General features: G+C 52.1%; 19 protein-coding genes. 16 read left to right on the top strand and 3 right to left on the bottom strand.

The features are described 5' to 3' along the window. Positions 1-23: 23 nt before the first annotated feature. Positions 24-215 carry a hypothetical protein gene (locus JCM10550_RS05565; protein WP_157199957.1) on the bottom strand — a complete coding sequence of 64 codons (192 nt, stop codon included), beginning with the start codon at positions 213-215 and terminating at the stop codon, positions 24-26. Between the two features lie 32 nt (positions 216-247). After that, positions 248-661 carry a hypothetical protein gene (locus JCM10550_RS05560; protein ID WP_062397610.1) on the bottom strand — a complete coding sequence of 138 codons (414 nt, stop codon included), beginning with the start codon at positions 659-661 and terminating at the stop codon, positions 248-250. A 330-nt stretch (positions 662-991) separates the two neighbouring features. On the opposite strand from JCM10550_RS05560, the gene JCM10550_RS20030 reads away from it, so the two are divergent. The 15 genes from JCM10550_RS20030 to JCM10550_RS05490 all read left to right on the top strand — a co-directional run bounded on the left by JCM10550_RS20030 (position 992) and on the right by JCM10550_RS05490 (position 14,967). Continuing rightward, complete coding sequence (locus tag JCM10550_RS20030; protein WP_062397608.1) at positions 992-1,633, top strand: type IV pilin N-terminal domain-containing protein; 642 nt, start codon at positions 992-994, stop codon at positions 1,631-1,633. Continuing rightward, positions 1,630-2,247 (top strand): type IV pilin N-terminal domain-containing protein, encoded by a 618-nt coding sequence (locus JCM10550_RS05550; RefSeq protein ID WP_062397606.1) that lies wholly within the window; start codon positions 1,630-1,632, stop codon positions 2,245-2,247. The genes JCM10550_RS20030 and JCM10550_RS05550 overlap by 4 nt, the downstream gene beginning before the upstream one ends. 20 nt (positions 2,248-2,267) lie before the next feature. Continuing rightward, positions 2,268-2,609 carry a type IV pilin N-terminal domain-containing protein gene (locus JCM10550_RS24450; RefSeq protein WP_083475329.1) on the top strand — a complete coding sequence of 114 codons (342 nt, stop codon included), beginning with the start codon at positions 2,268-2,270 and terminating at the stop codon, positions 2,607-2,609. 28 nt (positions 2,610-2,637) lie between these two features. Beyond that, positions 2,638-2,847 (top strand): hypothetical protein, encoded by a 210-nt coding sequence (locus JCM10550_RS22135; RefSeq protein ID WP_062397604.1) that lies wholly within the window; start codon positions 2,638-2,640, stop codon positions 2,845-2,847. Further along, a complete protein-coding gene (locus JCM10550_RS20025) occupies positions 2,844-3,461 on the top strand; it encodes a type IV pilin N-terminal domain-containing protein (RefSeq protein WP_062397601.1) in 618 nt (205 codons plus the stop codon). Before JCM10550_RS22135 ends, JCM10550_RS20025 begins: the two co-directional genes overlap by 4 nt. A gap of 284 nt (positions 3,462-3,745) precedes the next feature. Then, entirely contained in the window at positions 3,746-3,934 is a 189-nt protein-coding gene (locus tag JCM10550_RS22130) for a hypothetical protein (protein WP_157199956.1), read from the top strand. 367 nt (positions 3,935-4,301) lie between these two features. Next, positions 4,302-5,195 (top strand): PQQ-binding-like beta-propeller repeat protein, encoded by an 894-nt coding sequence (locus JCM10550_RS05530; RefSeq protein ID WP_083475327.1) that lies wholly within the window; start codon positions 4,302-4,304, stop codon positions 5,193-5,195. 41 nt (positions 5,196-5,236) lie between these two features. Then, positions 5,237-5,521: a PKD domain-containing protein gene (locus tag JCM10550_RS05525; RefSeq protein WP_062397595.1), complete on the top strand. Its 285-nt coding sequence runs from the start codon at positions 5,237-5,239 to the stop codon at positions 5,519-5,521. Further along, complete coding sequence (locus JCM10550_RS05520; RefSeq protein ID WP_083475326.1) at positions 5,461-6,042, top strand: nitrous oxide reductase family maturation protein NosD; 582 nt, start codon at positions 5,461-5,463, stop codon at positions 6,040-6,042. The genes JCM10550_RS05525 and JCM10550_RS05520 overlap by 61 nt, the downstream gene beginning before the upstream one ends. Then, positions 5,996-6,739 carry a PQQ-binding-like beta-propeller repeat protein gene (locus JCM10550_RS05515; RefSeq protein WP_062397591.1) on the top strand — a complete coding sequence of 248 codons (744 nt, stop codon included), beginning with the start codon at positions 5,996-5,998 and terminating at the stop codon, positions 6,737-6,739. The genes JCM10550_RS05520 and JCM10550_RS05515 overlap by 47 nt, the downstream gene beginning before the upstream one ends. Further along, positions 6,667-8,214 carry a PKD domain-containing protein gene (locus JCM10550_RS24445; RefSeq protein WP_218185138.1) on the top strand — a complete coding sequence of 516 codons (1,548 nt, stop codon included), beginning with the start codon at positions 6,667-6,669 and terminating at the stop codon, positions 8,212-8,214. Before JCM10550_RS05515 ends, JCM10550_RS24445 begins: the two co-directional genes overlap by 73 nt. Before the next feature lie 445 nt (positions 8,215-8,659). Next, a complete protein-coding gene (locus tag JCM10550_RS05505; protein WP_062397587.1) occupies positions 8,660-9,712 on the top strand; it encodes a NosD domain-containing protein in 1,053 nt (350 codons plus the stop codon). Beyond that, on the top strand, positions 9,706-11,706 hold the full coding sequence (locus tag JCM10550_RS05500; protein WP_062397585.1) for a PKD domain-containing protein: 2,001 nt from the start codon (positions 9,706-9,708) through the stop codon (positions 11,704-11,706). The genes JCM10550_RS05505 and JCM10550_RS05500 overlap by 7 nt, the downstream gene beginning before the upstream one ends. 47 nt (positions 11,707-11,753) lie before the next feature. Continuing rightward, a complete protein-coding gene (locus JCM10550_RS20465) occupies positions 11,754-14,543 on the top strand; it encodes a PKD domain-containing protein (protein WP_062397584.1) in 2,790 nt (929 codons plus the stop codon). Continuing rightward, a complete protein-coding gene (locus JCM10550_RS05490; RefSeq protein WP_083475324.1) occupies positions 14,455-14,967 on the top strand; it encodes a PGF-pre-PGF domain-containing protein in 513 nt (170 codons plus the stop codon). Before JCM10550_RS20465 ends, JCM10550_RS05490 begins: the two co-directional genes overlap by 89 nt. Before the next feature lie 12 nt (positions 14,968-14,979). On the opposite strand, the gene JCM10550_RS05485 is transcribed toward JCM10550_RS05490, so the two are convergent. Beyond that, complete coding sequence (locus JCM10550_RS05485; RefSeq protein ID WP_157199955.1) at positions 14,980-15,213, bottom strand: hypothetical protein; 234 nt, start codon at positions 15,211-15,213, stop codon at positions 14,980-14,982. Between the two features lie 126 nt (positions 15,214-15,339). Here JCM10550_RS05485 and JCM10550_RS05480 point away from each other — a divergent pair, with 126 nt between their 5' ends. Further along, on the top strand, positions 15,340-16,638 hold the full coding sequence (locus JCM10550_RS05480; RefSeq protein WP_062397577.1) for an ABC transporter substrate-binding protein: 1,299 nt from the start codon (positions 15,340-15,342) through the stop codon (positions 16,636-16,638). The last annotated feature ends 186 nt before the right edge of the window (positions 16,639-16,824 follow it).

Here is a 16,824-nt window from a genome sequence, read left to right as displayed (position 1 = left end):
CCTGTGTCACTGATATCTCTCATTCATGCTCCTGTGCTGACGGTGAGATTCAGGTCTATCTGGTTGCCGTAGAGATCCACATAGTAAACCCCCCCTGATTCACGGACAATCACCTGTTTGGCATCCAGATCAAGACCGAGCCAGTGTTCTTTTTCGACAAACCGGGATCGGTTTTCCGCCTGGCTGACTGTTACATCCAGAAAACGGCCCTCCATATCGCCCCTCTTCTTTGAGATGCCGCAGTCGATCACAAGCGGGGGGGTTGTACTACGTCAACCTTGAGGCTGACCGTCTTGTAGAGCATATGGTATTTGTTGTTGAAGATGGGAGTCACGTTCAGCTGGTATTCAGTTTGTTCCGGTGGAGCGTGGTAACCTTCGATTTTCAGATATGCCGGCACCTCCGGCTCATAGGGTGCGGTGATCTCCACCGTACTTCTGTTGCCCGCTGCCACCGGTGTTTCGTACGGCTCTTCATACGAAGAATTGTCCCGGCCCATAGTGCCGGAACTACCATGAATGCCCGTTTCTGCTTCCTGGCCGGTCACGGCCGCCAAAATCCCGGACATCTGTACTACCGCCACCACCACGGCAATAATGACAACAACAACCAGCACTTTGATGATCCGGTTGAGGGATTCTTCATCAATTTCTCCTTTCACACGAATTCCCTCCAATATTCAGGGGGTGGCAATCCACATTTAAACAGTTCATTGCCCCCCCCGCATCCGGGTGCGGCAGGTCTGCCCGTTGACACTCCGGAGATATATTTTGTACAGCAAAACACATTTTTTTGTATTAACTCATTATAATCTTACATATAAATAGGTGCCTTTTTGGCGGAATTATAAGAAATCCTGTTTTAAACACCCGTAGAAACGGGGGGGGAAGCCGGATTAATAAAGTATATAGATTGTAAAACAAATATTATTGAACAAATCGTTTTGTCTTATTGTCTAACAAATTGTTTTGTCTTTGAGAAAGTTGGTATCATGAGAATAAAAATAGAGAACAATGAAGCGGTCTCACCGGTGGTGGGTGTCATGCTGATGTTGGTCGTGACGATCATCATTGCAGCTGTGGTGAGTTCTTTTGCCGGTGGACTGGCCAGTGAGCAGAAGAAAGCACCAACCATCACTGTCGATGTCAGGCTCTACGCAAACTACGACTGGTCTGATCAGGGAAATATGAACAAAAACCCCCCCGAAATATGGTTTGAACATATCGGGGGGGGAGAATCTGTTCCGACCAGTGAACTGATGATCATCACCTACTATGTAGTCCCGTCGACAGGGGGGGAAGTGTTCAAGCATACGGTCGATGGTTCGCTTGACCCGACAAACGATGTGAACAACGACAATCCGGGAAATATTGGCAATCCCTGGCTAAATGATATGTCAAAGGGCAGTATGGGGACTTGGGGAACAAAGTTTGGCCAGTTCGTCTGGTCAAGCGGGGATGTCATGGAGGCACGTGGTTATACCCAGATGGAATCGGTACTCGGTATTGACCTTGACCCCCCCGATGAAGGAGGCGATCAGTATGAGTTTGGGAAAGGCAGTGTCGTTGAAGTGAAGATCCTCCACAAACCCAGCGGGCAGTATATCTACCAGAACAAGGTGATCGCAATATGAACCAGGATATTATCAAAGCAGGTCTGCCAGACGAGGCGGTCTCCCCGATCGTTGGTGTGATGCTGATGCTCGTTGTGACCATCATTATCGCTGCTGTCGTCAGTTCGTTTGCCGGCGGCCTTGCCACAGACGATGTGAAGGCGCCGTCTGTCAACCTCGAATGCACGGTTGTCACGAACCCCCCCGTTGACCGGACAGGACTGCTCTTTGAGCATAAGGGCGGCGACGAATTTGAACTCTGTGATCTCAAGATGCACCTGCAGAACAGGGATGTCCAAGTCACGGTTGACTATGACTACCTCTTTACGGATATGTTCGATGACCACCCGAACGCACTCAGCACAGATGTAAAAAATAATAAAAAATACTTCCAGAAGATCTGTCCGAAAGGCGGTTTCGGGGTTGATAAATCAATCCGTCCGGGAGATAAATTCATGTTCTACGCCGATTATTACCGCGATGTCGGTTCCTCTGATACAGTGACGCCGGGATTTCATTGGAAACCCAATAACGGCGGAGGATTGGCTGCGGTACAGAACACACTCTGTGAGTACAAACTCATTGACAAAGTAAGCGGCCAGACCATCGTCGCCGGGCAGTTCATTGTCCCGTAATATACGCAGGAGAGGAAATAATGAATATAATAACTCGTGAAGAAGCTGTATCACCGGTCGTTGGTGTAATGCTGATGCTCGTTGTGACCATCATCATCGCCGCCGTTGTCAGTTCCTTTTCAGGCAGCCTTGCAAACAGCAATGACGCAGCCCTGAAGGTCTCCATCAGTGTCAACCTCAATGAGCAGTATATGTCATTCGAGCATCTGGGGGGGGAGATCCCATTCCCACAAAGGATCTCAGGATCATCACCTACTACACCCACCCTGACGGCACCATGGAGAAACATGAACAGAGCATCAACAGCCATCTTGTCCCGCTGGGCGGTGATTTTGACGGAAAGGCACGGGTGCCGGTGCTGACTGATGTGACAAAGGTGGGCAACCCCCGGTGACAACCCCCGATGCCGATTTCGGCAGTTATACTTGGTTCACCGGCGGAGTCCTTTCCACCTGCACTCCGGAAGGCACCAGCGACCTGCTTGGATTTGATATTGAAGACCCGGCAAACGGATATTCCAGAGGGAGTGTCATCGACGTGAAAATAATCCACATCCCGAGCCAGAAATATATCTTTGACCGGGAGGTGATCTGCAAATGATACTCCAAAACGATGACGCGGTATCCCCGGTGGTGGGTGTGATGCTGATGCTCGTTGTGACCATCATCATCGCGGCCGTTGTCAGTTCGTTTGCCGGCGGACTTGCCAATGAAGAGGACAAAACCCCCCAGGTCATCCTGACCTGTACTCCGGTTATCAAAGGGGGGGTCTACGACTCGGACAAGACCAATGATGTGCCCGATTCCCGCGGCCACACGTTTGACAACGGAATTATGTTTGAACACCAGGGCGGAGAGGGGTTCGGTCTGGACGATATCGAATTCCAGCTGCAGTATGAAAACAGCATGGCAACCATCAAACTGGAAGACACATTTACTCAGGGGAGTTGTGTCTCCGGGGACGTGGACGCATACTTCATGGAATACGGCGATGATGACGGGTTCATCACGCCCGGTGACAAGTTCATGGTCTATGCAGACAACTGCAGGATTAAAAAGGACGAAGATACCGATAAAGAGACCAAATTCTTTACCTGGAAACCTGCCGGCTCAAAGGGTCTGTTTTCCGCTCCGTTCAACCAGCAGGTCAGCTATAGTTTCATCGACAGAGCAAGCGGGAAAGCGATCCAGTCAGGCAGTATTGTAATTCACTAACCGTTTTCCCCTGCCCCCTCTTTGGTGTCATCCAAGTCCGGTGACAGCCGAGGGATATCTGTGGGAATGAATCAAAATCGCATTTTCTTTTCATTTGGGGGGGCGCAGAGACGCCCTCCTCTTTTTTACTTTGGTATATGCAGCGGCAACACAAAACAAAATAAATTAATTTAAAGTAATTTAATGTGTTTTGAGGTGTACCTGTCTTGCGAATACACCGGAGCAAAATGATGAATAGAACTATCTCTCAGTATTTTACCACCCACATGCGGGAAATAGCGGAAATGCATGCCAGAACGGATACGTCCTGGCGGCATGATGCAGTATGGATCTGTGCCTGTATCCTGTTGTTCGTTTCTGTAACAGCAGGGACGGCATATGCAGCAGATGTGAGTGCCTGTCCCCCCCGACCAACCAGTTTCTGGTATGTGGCGACCAGATGCCGTCACCGGGATACGTGCCGTCGGACATAACGGCCGCAGACTATGAAACCATGTATGGGCCGGTGAACGTGAGTTCAGCTGATATGACAGCCTCAACCGATTTCTATTCATATATGGACTCCGGGTCATTGGATACCGATGACTGGGAGCAGTTTGCGAAAAATGAAAAGAACAACGGGTTTACCACATCGAAAGGTCCTGACACAAACAGCATTTCATGGATATCCAATATTTCGGCCATCGGGGGGGCACCTTCAATGGTGATCTCAAACGGTGTCTTGTATGCCTACCGGGGGGGCTCCACCGGGTTTGACGGGAACGCTAAGACATTCCTGTATGCCCTTGACGAATATTCCGGGGGGGATGATATCTGGAATGTGAGTATCCCATCACCGGAATGGGGGGGTCATGGTCTTCTCCCGCGTACCATAACGGCAGTGTCTATACGTCTACCGGAAAAGATACCTGGAAGATTAACGCAGCAGACGGAACTGTCGACTGGAAGTTTGTCAACCCAAGCGGTCATGCGTCCTGCAACGGCGGGCCGACCATTGCAGACGGGAAAGTCTTCTGTGGTGACTGGGACGGAAACCACTATTACTGCGTGCATGAAGATAACGGGGTATTAAACTGGACATTTACCGTTACTGGCTATGTGCAGGGAACACCCGCGTATGAAGACGGTCTGGTCTACCTCACCAGCTGGTCAGATGGTGATGCTGTTAAGGGTCATATGTACTGTGTCAATGCGACAGACGGAACCCAGATCTGGCACAATAACAAGATTGCTCAGAACTGTTGCGGCAGTCCGAGCATCGGAGACGATAAGATCTATGTCACCACCTACAACTTCTACGGCTATGGTGAACTTCTGGCGCTTTCAAAAGAAACCGGAGACATTCTCTGGCAGAAAAGCATTGAGCGGACAGACTCCACACCAATACTTGCCTATGGCAATGTCTATTTGACCGGAGGATGTTCCGGGTACAGTGACCACCGAACCTACTGTTTCAATGCACAAACAGGAGATCTCATCTGGCAGACCGATACGGCTGACGATATCGGCGGCTGGACCTGTACGGTCGCGTTGCAGACGGTAAAGTATACGTCGGTGGCGAATCGGCAACCAATTACTTTAACTATGACCGGACATTCGCCCTTGACGCCTACACCGGTGAGACCATCTGGTGGTATCCGCAGGGCGGAGCGACACCGATTGTCCATGACGGGCGGGTATTCACTGTCGGAAACGACGGCCGGATCTATTGCTTCGGCCCGGCCCGCCCGGTAGCACCGGAAGGCAACTTCTGTGCTGTACCGACATCCGGCATTGTGCCCTTCACGGTGGACTTCACCGATATGTCCACCGGTGAACCGACGTCCTGGGAGTGGGACTTTGACGGTGACGGAAACATTGATTCAACAGAGCAGAATCCCTCCTGGACATACACACAGGCCGGTACCTATCCGGTCTCCCTGAGTGTGGAAAATCCGATTGGCACAGATACCTGCACCCAGGCTGACTTCATCAGGCCAAAGCCAAGGCGGTCTGGTATGTGGATGATGACGGTGCGGAGTACCCGGACAGGGACTATGCAACAATTGCGGAAGCAGTGACTGCCGCCTGCGAGGGCGGCACAGTGCAGGTGTATTCCGGTACCTACAACGAACGCCCGACTCTGAACAAAACCCTCACCCTTCAGGGAATCGGCAGTCCGGTCATTGACGCGGAATCTTTTGCAGATGAGGATGCAGTCACGGTCGAATCAGACGCGTGTGTCATTCGCGGATTTGCAATCACCCATGCCGGTGTTTCCCGGTCTGGCATCCATGTCACCGCCAAGGACTGTGTGATTGAAGATGTAACCATTACCGGATGCAGCGGAGGAATCTGGCTGGATGACGGTAGTACAGGTGCAGCGATATACCGGAACACCATCACCGGATGCACCGGAACGGCAGCCATCTACGACACCTGCGGTGGCAATCACATATACCAGAATGATCTGATCGGAAACAGCGCAGGAAACGTGCATGCGCCGGGCGTGAGTGATACCTGGCACTCCCCCCCTGCGATGGTCACCTACCAGTATGGGGGACGGCATTTATACCTCATACCTCGGGAACCACTGGGATGATTATGCCAGTGTCGATGGCAATGCAGACGGAATCGGTGATAGTGCCTATGAGGGAATCGATGAGTATCCCCCCCTGGTGGCCTCATTTACTCAATACCATACGGCTGTCCCTGAAGATGACTGGTCTCAGTTCCAGCGCACCAACAGGAACAATGGTGTGACGGCAAGTCAGGGCCCGGTTGAAGAACCCGGTCAGCTCTGGAAAGAGATGGCATCCGGCACCGGAATTAACGCCCCTCCTCTCTGTGTAGGGGGGGACATGGTGTATGTCATTTCATCAAACGGAAATGTCACTGCGTTTGACCGTATCTACGGCACAACTTCCTGGGAGTCGGAAACCTACAGCGGAAGCATACAGACTGCAACACCCGCATACGGCAATGGAAAAATCTTTGCCGCCACATTCAACGGCTACCTCTTTGCATTTGATGCAGAGACCGGTGAGGAACTCTGGCAGAGGCATGTGACAGACAACAACCTCCAGGGCCCGGTCTCCTACGCCGATCACCGGATCTACGTGGGCGACGGCAACTTCGGCGGCCCGATGACACGTGATTATCACTGCTATGATGAATACGGAAATGAACTCTGGTGCCACGCAACGGACAATACGTGTGGGTTCCAGTGGTGCGGCGCCGCCTTTGCCGGGGGGGACTATGTCATCTACCAACGTCTGAAGGCACGCTTGTCAGTCTGAACGCAAAGACCGGGGGGGCTCCTGCGGGGGGGGAGCTTGACCTCACAACCGCAAGGGCTGATATCAGTCAGATCTCCGCATCGGCAGTATACTCGGGCAGCTCGGTCTATATCACCACAAAGGCCGGAGAGACCGGATACGTCTTTAAGGTAGAATATAATGAGGAGACCGGCGCCTTCACCGGTGTCACCTGGGATGTCGCAACGCATGAAGCATCCTCGTCCACACCGGTCATCACCGGTGGACGGGTATACTTCGGAGAAGGGACAGACGGAACCACCGGCCACCTGACCTGTCTTGACGACGCAACCGGATCGGAAATCTGGTCGTATGAGGTTGAAAACGGTGTAAAATGCTCACCGGCGGTCTCGGTGCAGGGCGACAAGGCGTACATCTATTTCACGGAGGCGCTCAATGACGGCTACCTCTACTGTGTGGATGACACCGGAACACTGCTGTGGATATACAACCCACACTCCGATACCGGCTATGTCTCACGGGGGGGAGTGGCAGTCTCAGACGGGCGCCTCTTCCTTGGAACAGATGCAGGGTATCTGCATTGTCTTGCAACCGGGCCGTCCGCAGACTTCTCGGCAGACGTCACAGAAGGTACTATGCCTCTCACCGTCCACTTCACGGATCTCTCTACGGGAAACCCGACCTCATATCTATGGGACTTCGGAGACGGTGCAACCTCAACCGAACGGGAACCATCCCACACCTATACTCGTGAAGGTGACTTCACGGTGCGGCTGACGGCGACAAATAGTGTTGACGGAAGGACGGAGACCAAATACCACTATATCTCCTTGCATGAAACCGGGCTCTTCCTTGAGCCGTCAGATACGGGCGTGAAGATCGGGCTGACAAAAGACTACACAATCAAACTCAGTTCCGCACCGGACGGTCTGATGCGCTACAATATTATCGTGGCTCTCGAACGACCAGAACTTGCAGAGATTGTCAATGTATCCATCCCTGAATGGATCAGCACACAGGAGACGTCCGGTGTGCCATCTGATTCCGTCTCCCTAGTCGGATACGATGGCGATGGCACAGTGGTGGCAGGAGCAGAAAATATTGTGCTTGGGACATTCACCGTGCGGGGAGATGTTGCAGGTTCGACCGGAATATCGGTCGGAATCAATCCGTTTGGCGGCTACCTGACGAATGACTGTGGCATGAACTTCATTCCCTATTGCGTTGACTCAACACTTAACGTCAGCCAGATGGGAGAGATACTCCCCCCCTTCCCTGACATGGCAGTCATGCCAAAGGATCTCAATGGCGATGGAATATACGAGGATATCAATGCAAACGATGAGGTGGACTATGCGGATGTCTCCCTCTACTATCAGAACCGTGCATGGATTGTGGAAAATCAGGACATCTCTGCCTTCGATTTCAGCGGGAACGGTGAAATTGATCTGGCTGATGTTGCTCTTCTGTTCGGAAAAATGGGAATGACCGCATAGACGGGTGCACAGGAGAAACCATATTTTGGCATTCTCCCATTTCCCCCCCGGTTTTGCACCGGACGTTCGGGTGATGCCCGGATGTTTGCTGTATGATTCAGTTCGTTTTGTATGCTGAATATGTGCGTGGAGGTGCAGGACGTATCTGGGGGGGATGAAGGGTTTGGTTATTCAACGTGGCTTTTTTGGGCCGCATTTGTGCAAATAATTCTCATTTCAGACAACGCAGATTATTCTTAAATAACTAAATTTAAGTTTAGTTACCCTCAAATATCTATCATATTTGAGGAGTTTACCATCTGATGGTAGCAGGCAATCCTGTAAAAAAGGGAATCACATAGAATGGAGCGTTCTTTCCGGATTCCTTGAGATGATTGCATCGTATATGACCAACACCAGAACCCGGACACAGGGTGGGTAAAAATAGCTGTCCGGGTAGTATGACATGAAGCAAAACAGGCTACTTGTAATTCTTATCACCGGACTGCTCCTTTTCGGAGCAGTTCATGCGGTATCTGCAAACAATACTGCATCGTTTAGTCCGGAGTCTCCTCTGGTATATATCGGTGATACAACAGAAATTTCTATAGTTTTCGATGAAATTGCACCGGAAGGATTCGCAGGATGTGAATTCAACATCACACTCTCAAATCCGGACGCTGCCGTGCTGATTGAAGATGTAACATACCCCGAATGGGCAACAAACCATCTGAATGTGCTCCACGGGGGGGATGATGATCTATTTATCAGTGTGTGTGACGGTGCAAACGAAATACAACCGGGAAATACCAATGTTACCCTCGTCACATTCAGTCTGAAGGGCATTGCAGAAGGCTCGACTGACATTTCAATTGTAAATCCCAACTTCGACAATATGCCACTGGGGGGGAACAACATTGAAATGACACTGAACAGTGCGAGCACCTCTGTCACGGAACGGGTGCCCGACATTATCGTTGACGCAGCGGGAAGCGGGGGGGACTACACAACCATAACAGATGCAGTCGACAACGCAAATGCGAATGCCTGGATTCTTGTAAAACCCGGTGTCTATTCTGAGGCAGTTGTCATATCCGAAAATCTAAAGATTTCCTCGTCTGACGGTGCTGCAGACACCATTGTGGATGCAGGTGGGAAATCAGGATTCCTCGTATACAACGACGGGGGGGTTGAAATATCCGGGTTTACCATCAGAAATGCTGAACCTGCTCTCTACCTCCGTTCAGCAGACTGTATCATAACAGGCTGTACACTCACAGACAATACTCAGGGTATCCGTCTGCGTGGTGCGGAAAAATGCCGGATATACCAAAATGACTTCATAAACAATACCAAGAATGTTGTTGTTTCAACTGCAGGACTATCAAATACCTGGCATTCTCCTGATATGGTCAGCTATTCATATGAAGCTCAGAATTACTGCAACTACCTGGGCAACTACTGGGTTCATCCGGTGCAGATTCCAATGGTGATGGTCTCCTCGATGATCCCATGGTAATTGAGGACGGTGTCAACGAGGACAATTACGCCCTTGCGAAACTTACCACTGCATACAGCGGGGAACTCCCCCCCGATCTGCCGGTTGCAGGATTTAGTGTCGATGATCCGACCGGAGAGCGATACGCCGGACGGGTGCCTCTCACGGTGCAGTTCACTGATACGTCCACAGGAGTCATTGACTCATATGCCTGGGACTTTGGTGCCGACGGAACCATTGATTCCATCGAGCGAAATCCGGTCTGGATCTGTGAGATTCCAGGCTTATACACCGTGAATCTGACGGTCACCAATCGTGCCGGATCAGATACCTACAGCTGGTCTAACTGCATCCGGGCCACGATCACAAGCGGGCCCGATATCCAGAGCGTGCACTGCTACGGCGGCAACGAAACCGACCGATTCACTGCCGGGTGCCCTGCCGGTGACGGCGGCCACATCTTTATCGGCGAGACCTACTCCGTCGAAAGCGGCGATGTGACCACAAATCACGGCTCCAGGGATTACTGGGTTGTTAAGACTGACGCCAATGAGAACCTCGAATGGCAGAGATGCTACGGGGGGGGAACCGGCTATGATTACGGCTACGCAATCTGCACAGCCAATGACGGCGGGTATCTCATCGGCGGCCGTACGAAATCAACAGACTGTGAGGTGACCGACAACCACGGCGGGTATGACGCATGGATGGTAAAGATTGATGCCGCTGGTGTTCCCGAGTGGAAGAAGTGCTATGGCGGAACCAATACTGATGAAGTAAAGGATGTACTGCAGACCACTGACGGCGGATACCTGATGGTGGGGGGGGATTCAAAATCCACGGACGGTGATCTGACGGGTATTCCTACCGAAGGCGGCTACGACAGCTGGGTCATCAAGACCGATGAATCTGGAACCATTGAGTGGCAGGAACGTTATGGCGGCAGCAAGAATGATTATCTCGTTTCCGGTCTGGAGACGGGTGACGGAAACTATGTTCTCTGCGGGTATTCACAGTCTTATAATGGCGATCTGACACTCAATCATGGAAATTATGATTGCTGGATCATGCAGATCAATTCCACCGGTGGCCTGCAGTGGCAGAAATCCTTTGGTGGAAAGAGCTCAGATAAAGCAGACTGTCTAATCCAAACCACTGACGGCGGCTACCTGATGGGTGGATTTACAAAATCGTCAGACGGTGATGTGACAGGATACCACGGCGGCTATTCCGAGGATGGGTGGCTTGTTAAAACCGACTCTGACGGTGTTCTCGAATGGCAGAAGTGCTACGGAGGCACAGATAAGGAATTCATCCGTGCTCTCAGGGAGAGGCCTGACGGCGGATACATCATCGCCGGTGATTCTGAGTCCGATGATGGTGACCTGGAAGGCTACTTTAACTACTACCAGGGTTCTGAAATCTATGTGATTGGTATCAGTTCCACTGGTGATATTGAATGGCAGAAACTCATCGGCGGACATCTGAATGACCGATCCTATGTTTTCTGCACCAAGGATAACGGTGACTACCTCATTGGCGGCCGCAGTTCCTCAAGGAACCGTGATATGTATCTCGCCAATGCCCACGGTGATGGGGGGGATGGCTGCGTCGTCGTCCTCGAAGGGGGGGCTGGTGTACCGTTTGCCGCTCAGTTTGAAGCGGATGTTACAACAGGGGGGGCCGCTCCTTTAACGGTGCAGTTCACTGATCTCTCCACCGGAGAGGATATCACTGCGTGGGCATGGGACTTTGACAACGACGGCACCACTGACTCGATTGAAGAAAACCCTGTGTATACCTATGACACCGCCGGAGTCTATTCAGTCAGCCTGACGGTCACAAACGTTAGCGGAACGTCCACAGAGACAAAGGCAGACTACATCACCGTTGATGCAGGGGGGGTTCTTCGTCTGGACTTTGATCCGCTCACATCGACGGTCGTCTGCGGAGAATCTACTGAATATGCTGTGGTTCTTGAGAGCGTACCAACGGCCTGTCCGGCTACAACCTGACAGTCAGCCTGTCGGATGATACAGTCGGTGAGATCACCGGCATTGACATGCCTGCCTGGGCTTCCCTCTCTTCGAATGGCACTCTTCCTGCATCCTCAGTCTGGATCAAGACATCTGACCTGAATAAAGAAATTCAGCCTGGTGCGGTGAATGTGCCTATGGGTACCATCACCGTCACCGGTCTTGCCACCGGTGTTGCAGACCTCCCACTTGCGGTAGCACGGATGGATGATGACGACGGTTTGGCCCTCACTCCTGAGACCGGCACCGCCGCATTTTCTGTGAATCAGCTGCCCGCTCAGGTAGCAGACTTCAGAGCAAATGTGACCTCCGGCACTGACCCGCTCATGGTGCAGTTCACTGATCTCTCCACCGGAGAGGATATCACTGCGTGGGCATGGGACTTTGATAACGATGGCACCACTGACTCGACTGAAGAAAATCCGGCATATACCTATGACACTGCCGGAGTCTATACGGTAAATCTCACGGTCACAAACAGTGGTGGTACGTCCACAGAGACAAAGGCAGACTACATCACCGTTGATGCAGTGATCCTTCACCTGGACTTTGATCCGCTCACATCAGCGGTCGGACGGGGGGGAGAATCTACTGTGTATAGCATAACTCTGGATTCCGCACCAACCGGCCTGTCCGGCTACAACCTGACAGTCAGCCTGTCGGATGATACAGTCGGTGAGATCACCGCTGTGGATCTGCCTGCCTGGGCTTCTCTCTCTTCAAATGGCACACTTCCTGCATCCTCAGTCTGGATCAAGGCATCTGACCTGAATAAAGAAATTCAGCCTGGTGCGGTGAATGTACCTATGGGCACCATCACCGTCACTGGTCTTGCTACCGGTGTTGCAGACCTCTCACTTGCTATAGCACGAATGGATGATGACAATGGGTTCGCTCTTAATCCTGAGACCGGCACCGCCGCATTTTCTGTGAATCAGCTGCCCGCTCCGGTAGCAGACTTCAGAGCAGATGTGACCTCCGGCACTGACCCGCTCATGGTGCAGTTCACTGATCTCTCCACCGGAGAGGATATCACTGCGTGGGCATGGGACTTTGATAACGATGGCACCACTGACTCGACTGAAGAAAATCCGGCATACACCTATGACACTGCCGGAGTCTATACAGTAAATCTCACGGTCACAAACAAGGGCGGCTCGTCCACAGAGACAAAGGCAGACTACATCACCGTTGATGCAGTGATCCTTCACCTGGACTTTGATCCAGTACTGTCAGAAGTTGACCAAGGTGAATCTGCGACGTATGCCATTACACTGGACACAGTACCAGACGGTCTTTCCGGCTACAACCTAACAGTCAGCCTGTCGGATGATACAGTCGGTGAGATTATCGCTGTGGATTTGCCTGCCTGGGCTTCCCTCTCTTCGAATGGCACTCTTCCTGCATCCTCAGTCTGGATCAAGGCGACTGACCTGAATAAAGAAATTCAGCAAGGCGCAGAAAATGTGCCTATGGGCACCGTCACCGTCACCGGTCTTGCCCCCGGTGCTGCAGATCTCTCGCTTGATGTAGCACGAATTGATAATGACGATGGGTTTGCCCTTAATCCTGAAACCGGCACCGCCGCATTTTCTGTGGATATGCCCGCTCCGGTTGCAGATTTCAATGCATACGTGACCTCCGGCACTTGCCCGCTCGCCGTGCAGTTCACTGACCTGTCCGCCGGTGAGGATATCACTGCGTGGGCATGGGACTTTAACAATGATGGCACCATTGATTCCACGGAACAAAATCCCGTACATACATACACCAACATCGGTCTGTTCACGGTGACTCTTGAGGTGAGCAATACCGGCGGTGCGGATGTGCTGACCAGGTCCCGCTACATTACCGTCAGAGATGTTCCACCCGTTCCACCTGAGAGTTCGGAGGACTTCACCTTCGACAATAATGGGACGACGTTCACCGATATTGGTGACCAGCAACAGGTTTCATTCAATTCCAGCGTCTGCAATGGCACAGTTGACGGAGATAACATCCTGCTCCGGAACGGAAAAATGAATGTGACCATATCTACCTATGGGCTTTCCACTATTGGTGACGTATCTACCGGAAATGTTAGCAGCGTCCTGCTGGAGAGCAGTCCTGTCAACGCTCCCCCCCTTGGTAGAGAGGTCGGCAATGTCTCTGTCGGTTTCAATGCCACGATGAATAACTATAATCCGGATCTTGGTATTACGACCTCAATCTTTGATCAGCCCAGTGCTGAGGCATCGAAGGTGTTTACGCTTGCTGCCGCAGATGAAAAGCTTTCGATCACCTCAACGGCTTATGCAGTCTACTTCACCAAGACCAACCTGACTGAAGAAAATGGCCTCAGGAATGCCTTCCTGGAGATGACTGTCTCACCGAAATGGGTGAAGACAAACGGTGGCATTGGGGCCATCCGGGTCTTCCGGCAGGGAGACGACGGGGGGGTCACCCAGATTCTGGATACAACATATCTTGGAATCAATGCTGACGGCATGATGGTCTTTAAGGCGTTCTCTCCTGACGGATTCTCCTCATTTGCAGTGGCAGCAACTGCAGCATCAGCCACACCTGTATCTGTTGGGGATGACAGCGATGACAGCAGTGAATTATCAGCCGCTTCAGCAGGAAATCTGAAAGCGGGAGAGACAAAAACCCTCTCCATCAGTAACTCACCGGTCACACAAATTGGCTTGGAAATGCAGAGTGCTGTCTCCAGCCTGCTTGTTACCGTGACTGACGAGAGGAACAGTCCGGCGGGGGGCACCAGTCCCCCCCGATTGCGATGTCTGGCGCTACCTCTCTTTCGCACTTTATCATGCTAACCCGTCAGCGATCAGCGATGCCGTAATCACCTTCGAGGTGCCTGAAGAGGTCGTTGGTGAAAAAACAGCGGTGCTGATGTGGCTGAACGGTAATGAATGGAAAGAGCTTACGACCACATCGGTGGGAACCGAGGGGAATAACCGCCTCTTTTCTGCCGAGATACCAGAATTTTCCTGGTTTGCAATTGGTATTACAGATGTGGGTACATCATCGGGTGAAATCCCCCCCACTGAGGTGATTACACCAACGATGACACCATCTACGGAGCCAACAGGAACACCTGTTGATATCACTCCGGTCACACCAACCACCACCGCCACATCACCTGAAGATACTGTCCCACCGACACAGACTCCGCTTTCCATTGCAGGAGTGCTTTTCGGTGCTGCAGGGGCCGGTGTGCTTTTCAGGAAGATACGGTAATTTTCTTTAAACTCATGTGGGGATACCCCCCCACATGTTGCTCTTATTTTTCCCGTTTTTTAGATTATTTTTAGAAGCCTGCCTGCTATCGAAGGCTCCGCAGATATTCGTGTTATTGACCAGTGTTCCGCCAAACCGGTATCCGGCACGGGCAAAGGTGATATTGACCGGATAGAAGGCCGCCCGTGCGATGATAAACGAGGTGCGTATCCCACAGCGCTGCATCTCTTCTTCCATTGGTCTCAAGCCGGGCAGAGTCCCCCCCGTTCCCGCACAAAGGCTGGTAAACGGTTCCCGGTTGGTAACGATTGCGTGTCAAATATCGACCGCAACGATCCCTGATATAAATACATAACGAATATTACCTCCACCGTGAAAAAAGAACATATGGGAATTAAAATATCAGCAATCACGCTCATCATTCTTGCAGCAGTTGTCTTCTGCTGCGGGTGTACCGGAACAGAGGCAACTGCCGTTGCACCGGAGGGAGGGCAGGATATCACGGTTGGGGGGGTTCTCCTGCCTCTTACCGGCGACTTTTCGGAGGCCGGAGAAGCAGGCCAGGCCGCCCTTGGGGGGGTGGCTGCCGTGGATATCAACGACTACTTTGCCTCAATTGGATCGGACTACCGGGTACGGCTGGTCATTGAGGACACACAGACCGATCCTGCCGTCGCGCTTGAGAAGTTGCAGGAGCTTGACAATCAGGGGGGGATCAGGATGGTCATCGGGCCGGGTTCCAGCGCAGAACTGGAAGCCATCCGGACGTATGCCGACCGTCATGGGATTCTCATCGTCAGTACCATGAGTACCGCACCCTCTCTGGCAATTGCAGGGGACAATGTCTTCCGGTTCGTGCCTCCGGACACCTTCCAGGCAGATGCGACGGCATATTACCTGGAAAAGGACGGGATAACAGCGGTCGTGCCAGTCTGGCGTGGGGATATCTGGGGCGACGAACTCCGGAACCTGACAGCAGCGGCGTTCGGGAACCGTAGCGGCACTGTCCTCGACGGAGTCAGGTATATACCGAATTCAGAGGATTATTCCAATGTGGTTGCAGAACTCGACCGCATGGTCGGTCGTGCCATCGCAACGCAGGGAAAGGAGAATGTCGGCGTCTATGCAGTCACCTTCAACGAGGCGACCGCGATCATGACAGCGGCAGCAGAGACAGAGAATCTCACACAGGTTCAGTGGTACGGATGCGATGGCAACACCCTTCTTGGCTCATTGACGAAACCCGGTGATGCCGCCCGTTTTGCGGCACAGACGAACTTCACCGGCCCGGTGATCGGGGACGCCACCCTCAATCCCGACCGCGATGACGGGGTCATCTATCTGAAGATACAGAACAGGTTGGGGAGGCAGCCCGACGGTTACAGTCTGGCATCCTACGAGGCACTCTGGATTGTAGCCCTGACCGAAACACAGACAGATTCGAAGGATGCACCGGAGCTTAAGAACGCTTTAACGGAGATGACGGGGGGGAAGATTAGAGGCCCATTCTTCTCAGTGGTGGATCTGGATGCCGCCGGGGACCGGTCGAACCCACGTTACTGTTTCTGGTCGGTGAAGGCCGATGGCGATTCATCCCGGTGGGTGCTGGTTGTCCGGTACGACATCCGATATGAAGGAAAATCACCGAAACTGAGACCAATTTCTGCATGAAAGCCGGGGGGGAATACCCGAGCCACCTTTTTTTAACCAAGTTGATGGTGCCCGAACTTCCGTGTATATTTGACAGACCGTGCAGATACACAGAAACCAGCCGATACCCTGAATCCGGGAAGAGTAGTTCCGACAGCACAGAAAAATTGGACTCTGGTACTTTTTTTGTTATATTTGAGGAATTCA

It is taken from the genome of Methanogenium cariaci JCM 10550 (genome assembly GCF_001315945.1).
GTDB lineage: Archaea > Halobacteriota > Methanomicrobia > Methanomicrobiales > Methanomicrobiaceae > Methanogenium > Methanogenium cariaci.
The sequence above is the reverse complement of the archived record's forward strand: the minus strand, read 5'-3'. Positions and strand labels throughout refer to the sequence as shown.